The organism is Luteibacter sp. (genome assembly GCF_051958795.1).
Taxonomy (GTDB): Bacteria; Pseudomonadota; Gammaproteobacteria; order Xanthomonadales; family Rhodanobacteraceae; genus Luteibacter.
On the sequence record NZ_JBQCFT010000086.1, the window covers coordinates 21,239 to 27,402 of the forward strand.

General features: G+C 62.6%; 6 protein-coding genes. 4 read left to right on the plus strand and 2 right to left on the minus strand.

The features are described from left to right. Nucleotides 1–13 precede the first annotated feature (13 nt). From rnpA to mnmE, 3 genes are all read left to right on the plus strand, one after another. Complete coding sequence (rnpA, locus tag ACTHLF_RS04660) at nucleotides 14–394, plus strand: ribonuclease P protein component (protein ID WP_440325283.1); 381 nt, start codon at nucleotides 14–16, stop codon at nucleotides 392–394. A 66-nt stretch (nucleotides 395–460) separates the two neighbouring features. Further along, complete coding sequence (yidC, locus tag ACTHLF_RS04665; protein ID WP_440325285.1) at nucleotides 461–2,158, plus strand: membrane protein insertase YidC; 1,698 nt, start codon at nucleotides 461–463, stop codon at nucleotides 2,156–2,158. Between the two features lie 6 nt (nucleotides 2,159–2,164). Next, entirely contained in the window at nucleotides 2,165–3,508 is a 1,344-nt protein-coding gene (gene mnmE / locus ACTHLF_RS04670) for a tRNA uridine-5-carboxymethylaminomethyl(34) synthesis GTPase MnmE (protein WP_440325287.1), read from the plus strand. 21 nt (nucleotides 3,509–3,529) lie between these two features. On the opposite strand, the gene ACTHLF_RS04675 is transcribed toward mnmE, so the two are convergent. Continuing rightward, the gene (locus tag ACTHLF_RS04675) at nucleotides 3,530–3,709 is read right to left on the minus strand and encodes a hypothetical protein (protein ID WP_440325289.1); all 180 of its coding nucleotides are present in this window, start codon (nucleotides 3,707–3,709) and stop codon (nucleotides 3,530–3,532) included. Nucleotides 3,710–3,869: 160 nt separating this feature from the next. On the opposite strand from ACTHLF_RS04675, the gene ACTHLF_RS04680 reads away from it, so the two are divergent. Continuing rightward, nucleotides 3,870–4,919 carry an Abi family protein gene (locus ACTHLF_RS04680; protein ID WP_440325291.1) on the plus strand — a complete coding sequence of 350 codons (1,050 nt, stop codon included), beginning with the start codon at nucleotides 3,870–3,872 and terminating at the stop codon, nucleotides 4,917–4,919. A 128-nt stretch (nucleotides 4,920–5,047) separates the two neighbouring features. On the opposite strand, the gene ACTHLF_RS04685 is transcribed toward ACTHLF_RS04680, so the two are convergent. After that, nucleotides 5,048–6,164: MFS transporter (locus ACTHLF_RS04685; protein ID WP_440325292.1), on the minus strand; the 1,117-nt coding region annotated here is incomplete at its 5' end.

Consider the following 6,164-nt stretch of genomic DNA (forward strand, 5'->3'; position numbering starts at 1 on the left):
CGGTACGCTGGTCGTGCGTGCCGCAGCCCTGCCGCGCGATGCGCGGCTACGCCGCGCCGCCGACTTCGCAGCCCTGCGAAATGTCAGCGGTCGCCTCGGCGGCCGCTGTTTTCTTTTGCGCTTCGGAAACAACGCGGCAGGCACCGCCCGGCTCGGCCTGGCGATCTCCAAGCGTTGCTCCAAGCGTGCCGTGGACCGCAACCGCATCAAGCGCCTGGCGCGTGAGGCGTTTCGCCGCGCCCGGCCTGACCTGCCGCCCGTCGATATCCTCGTGATGGCCCGCGACAGTGCGGTCGAGGTGCCCGGCACCGCCCTCCTGGCGGAACTGGATTCCCTCCTCCGGCGCATCAAGCCGTTGAAGCGCGAGGGTGCCGACGGCACAATCTCGCGTTGACCTCTTTCCCGCCCGCCTGCCCGTCCTCATATCGGCCGCGGTGCCTAACGGATCTGGCTTAAGCTGATGAATCAAACGCGTACGCTTCTCTTCTTTGCGCTCATGTTCGTGGCGTACGTGCTGTGGACGCAGTGGGAGCAGGATTACGGCCCGAAGCCGCCCGCCGCCCAGCCTGCCGCCGCCGCCCAGGTGGATGGCAAGCCGGCTGCCGATGGCAGCGTGCCTGGTGCCTCCGGCGCGGCCAACGTCCCCGCTGACACCTCGGCCGTCCCGGCCGGCAAGGCCGAGCTGGTCACCCTCGAGAACGACGTCCTCCGCCTGACCATCGATACGCGTGGCGGCAGCATCGTGCGTTCGGAACTGCTCTATTACCCGAACAAGCCGGTGACCCGGAAGGATCCGACCCCGCCGCCGGTCCGCCTCCTGGATGACGACGCGAAGACCTTCTTCGCCGCGCAGGATGGCCTGGTCAGCAGCACGGGCGCCGCGCCGGACCATCGCGCCCTCTTCCACGCCGAAAAGACCGTGGCCAAGCTCGCCGATGGCGAGAAGTCCGTGAGCCTCGACATGACCTGGGCCGATCCGTCGGGCGTGAAGGTCACCAAGCGCTACACGTTGAAGCGCATGGACTACGTGGTCGACCTCGACCAGCGCATTGATAACGGCACCCAGTCGACCTGGACCGGTAATGCCTACCAGCAGCTGCAGCGCGCTCCGGCCGAGAAGGCCAGCTGGTTCCAGAGCTACACCGATCCGGCACAGCACAGCTTCTTCGGCGCCGGCTGGTACAGCCCGGAGACGAAGTTCGAATCGCTGAACTTCGCCGATTTCCAGAAGAGCCCGCTGAACCGCCCGATCACCGGCGGCTGGATCAGCATGCTCCAGCATTACTTCCTAGTGGCCTGGATCCCGCCGGCCGACCAGAACGTGTCGTACAGCACCAACATCGTCGACCCGACCTCGGCGACGCCGCGTTATCTCGTGCGCGCGTTCGGCCCGGCGATTTCGGTCGCGCCCGGCCAGGCCGTGGATAGCGTCGCCCGCCTGTACGTTGGCCCCCGTCTGCAGGGCACGCTCGATGCGATCGCCCCGGGCCTGGACCTCACGGCGAACTACGGCTGGCTAAAGATCATCGCCACCCCGCTCCACTGGCTGCTTTCGCAGCTGCATGCCATCAGTGGCAACTGGGGCGTCGCGATCATCCTGCTCGTGCTGCTGATCAAGGCGGCGCTGTACAAGCTCACCGATGCCCAGTTCCGTTCGGGCGCACGCATGCGCAAGCTGCAGCCGCGGGTCCAGGCGCTCAAGGAGCGCTATGGCGATGACCGCATGAAGATGCAGCAGGCCATGATGGAGCTGTACAAGAAGGAGAAGGTGAACCCGATGGCAGGCTGCCTGCCCATCCTGATCACCTTCCCGATCTTCATCGGCCTGCTCCGCGTGCTGTCGGAATCCATCGAGCTGCGCCACGCGCCGTTCTTCGGCTGGATCCACGATCTTTCCGCTCCGGATCCGTTCTACGTGCTGCCGGTGCTGTACTTCCTGGTCACGCTGCTCACCCAGCGCATGATGCCGACGGCGGGCATGGATCCGACCCAGGCGAAGATGATGAAGGTGATGCCGCTGATCTTCGGTGTTTTCTTCGCGTTCTTCCCGGCGGGCCTGGTGCTTTACTGGACCGTCAACGGCGCGACCAGCCTGCTGCAGCAGTGGTACATCAACCGCAGCGTTGATAAAGCCCACGAAAAGGCACGCACCGCCTAATTCGCCATGAGCCACGGCACCGACACCATCGCAGCCATCGCCACCGGCGCCGGCGCGGCCGGTGTCGGTGCCGTTCGCGTATCTGGCCCCCTGGCACCGTTGATTGCGTCGAAGCTACTCGGCCGTGAGCCAAAGCCGCGGTACGCGCACTTCACCGCGTTTCGTGATGCGGATGGTGAGCTGATCGATCGCGGGATCCTGCTTTCGTTTCCGGGCCCGGCGTCTTACACCGGCGAGCATGTCCTGGAATTGCAGGGCCACGGCAGCGCGGTCTTGCTCGACGCCCTCCTCCGTCGATGCATCTCGCTCGGTGCACGCCTCGCGCGCCCGGGCGAATTCACGGAGCGCGCGTTCCTCAACGGCAAGCTCGATCTCGCGCAGGCGGAAGCGGTGGCCGATGTGGTCAGCGCGACATCCGAAGCGGGTGCGCGCGCCGCGCTGCGCTCGATGGAAGGCGTGTTCTCGGCGCGCGTGGATGACTTGCTCGCCGAGCTCATTGCGTTGCGCGTGCATATCGAAGCGGCCATCGACTTCCCTGAAGAAGAGATCGACTTTCTCGCGGATCCCGTGATTGGCGAGCAGCTCGCCGCACTGCGCGCGAATCTTGATGCGTTGCTTGTCGAGACGCGACGCGGGGTTCGCTTGAACGATGGAATCACCGTCGCGATTGTCGGACGGCCGAATGCGGGAAAGTCGAGCCTGCTAAATGCCCTGGCCGGTGCGGAACGCGCCATCGTCACCGACATCGCTGGCACGACGCGGGACGTCCTGCGCGAGGCGATCAACATCGACGGTGTCACGTTGGAGCTTGCCGACACAGCCGGTCTTCGTGAATCCGACGACATCGTTGAGCGCGAGGGTATCCGCCGCGCGCGCGCGCAGCTGGAACGCTGTGACGTGGCGATCATGGTGAGCGATGAAGCCCACGCTGATGTCGATCTGGCTTTCTTCGAAGGCACGCCCGCGCACGCTACTCGAATCGTCGTCGTGAACAAGATTGATCTCGGCAGTGATCGTGCCCATCGCACTCAGTCCGCCGGTTACGAAAAGGTGTGGCTATCCGCCCGCACAGGCGAAGGTCTCGACACGCTCCGCGAGATGCTCCGTACACTCGCCACGGCCGGTGCAGGCGATGGTGCATTTAGCGCCCGCCGCCGCCACGTTGTCGCGCTCGAGCAGGTGGAAGCGCATCTGATGCGAACGGCCGACGCGTTGCATGGCGCGCATGCGGGCGAACTCGCAGCCGAAGAACTCCGGCATGCGCAGCAGGCGCTCGGCGAGGTAACCGGCGCCTACTCTTCAGACGATCTGCTTGGGGCGATCTTTAGTTCGTTCTGTATTGGGAAGTAGATCAAGCCAGCGTCGTACCTCTTAATCCTCGAGACCACCAACAACATCCATGCGCCATCGAAACTCGTTGATGAGCGGATGCCTATACGTCGGATAGAAGAAATTTCTTAAGATCTCGGTGGCGAGCACATCGGGATCTCGACCTGTCGCGTCAGCGAGGCAGGCGAGTCTGTCTAGCACTATCGGGTCGGTGATGGTCATTGCGCCATGCTCCCTTGGCGTCCATTCGCCGTCTGTCAGGATGTGACGTTCGTGCGAGTAGGAATATCCCCACTCTGTTGTAGGTCTCACGAGTAACGGCAGCATCCAACGACGCTTTGTTCTGTATTCGCAAGTTAAGGTAAACGAAGCGCCGAATGGCATGCGCTCACTGGCTACAATCGCCAACCTGGATTTCGAAGAAGCAGAAGGACTTGGCGTGTCGTACACGAAGACATGGAAGAGCTATGAAGATCAGCTTGACCAGTTGATTGCTCGCGGCCTCGCGGTTACCGACAGGGAAGCCTGCCTCAGATGCCTGAAGAGAATTGGTTACTATCGAATCAGTGGCTACTGGTATGCCCTAAGGGAGAGAAGCGGACCTATAGTCCTTCTTGACGGCAACGGGCAAAGGCCAGCTCGAGCCAAATGCACGACGGTCGTCCTGGATGAATTCAAGCAAGGAGCGACATTCAAGGACGCAGCTGATCTGTATGTATTCGACAAGAAGCTTCGCATGTTGGTGCTGGATGCTATCGAGCGGATCGAAGTCGCATTGCGAGTGGACATCTCACACACCTTGGGAAAAGTAGACCCGTTCGCCTACTTGAGACCCGACTTACTCCACTCAGCATTTAGCGAGTCACTCGATCCCGAAACAGGCCTAACACGCCACCATCAGTGGCTTGGAAAGCATGCACAGCTGATTGCTAGATCTCGCGAGGAATTTGTTCGTCACAACAAACAAAAGTACGGCCTACCCATGCCGATCTGGGTAGCATGTGAGGTCTGGGATTTTGGGACTCTTTCTACGCTTTACGGCGGAATGCGCGAAGTTGAGCAGGATGAGATCTGCAACGTGTATGGACTCACCAGCGGGCGCGTTTTTGCATCCTGGCTTCGAGCCTTGAACTATCTACGGAACGTTTGCGCGCACCACAGCCGCCTCTGGAACAGGAATATCGTAGATCAGCCAAAATTTCCTACAAATGCGGAAGTAGCCCTGATTGAGCCCCTCAGGGGCGACACCCATGCAAGAGCGAGATGCTTCACGCTGCTCCTGCTTACGAAACATCTGGTGACAATCGTAAACCCGTCATCAAGCTGGAGCGAACGGATGCGAACGCATCTGGAGACCTTTCCAAAGCTGAACCACTTAGGCTTGGATCTCGCGGGTATGGGCGCCCCTGACGACTGGCAGAAGATGTGGTAGCCCAAAAAAGAACCCCTCAGCGTCCGGATGCTGAACTAGCAGCACCCGGCCGAGAGGGGCCGTGTTGTGACGGATACTAGGACAGCGACCTTAATCGGTCAATCCGCCGATTTGGCCAGGTGGCAAAATTAGCACTCGCTGCTACACGGCACTTGAGACAAGGCCCTACGGCTGCTTCGCTCGACCGAAACCGACACCGCCCAAAGCAACAACCCACCAAGCGCCAGGCCACTTCCAACCCAACCCGGCGACGTCCACCCGTACCCATGCGCGATCGCCAGACCGCCAAGGAACGGCCCGAGCGCATTCGCTGTGTTGAACGCAGAATGATTCAACGCGGCAGCCAGCGCCTGCGCATCGCCAGCGACATCCATGAGACGTGTCTGAAGGACGGTGCCAAGCGCGCCACCAATGCCGATGAAGAACACGGCAATGCCGAGCGTCCAGACGTTACCCGCGGTGAACGGGAAGATGGCGAGGACGACCAGTGCCCAGAGCAACAGCACGCCGGCCGTGCGCATCAGCGCGCGATCGGCGAACACCGGTATGACCACGTTGCCCAGCGTCATGCCGACACCGAACACGCCCATGATCCACGGCACGGTGGAGAGCGGCATGTGCGTCACGCTGAGCAGGATGTCGGCGAGGTAGGTGTAGACCGCGAACATGCCGCCGAAGCCGATCGCGCCAATGCCGAGGGTAATCCACACCTGCGGACGCCTCAGCGCGCCGAGTTCGCGCAGCGGGCTCGCCTTCGTATCGGCCGGTGTATTGGGTGCGAACGCGAATACGGCGCTCATCGTCGCGACACCCAGCAACGCGACCAGCGCGAAACTCCAGCGCCATCCGACGACCTGGCCGAGCCAGCTCGCCAGCGGCACGCCAGCGATCGTTGCGACCGTAAGGCCGAGGAACATCTGGCCCACCGCGCGCGTACGCCGGTTGGCGGGGACGAGCGAACTCGCCACCAGCGCTGCGACGCCGAAGTAGGCGCCATGTGGCAGGCCGGCGAGGAAGCGGAACACGAGCATCCAGTGGTAGCTCGGGGACAGGCCGGTCAGGCCGTTGAACACGGTGAACATCGCCATCAGCAACAACAGCAGGCGGCGGCGCGGCATGCGCGCGCCCAGCACGGTGATGATCGGCGCACCGACGACCACGCCGAGCGCGTAGGCGCTGATCGCATGGCCGGCGGTCGGCGCATCAATGCCGAGGCCCTGCGCGAACAGCGGCAGCATGCTCATC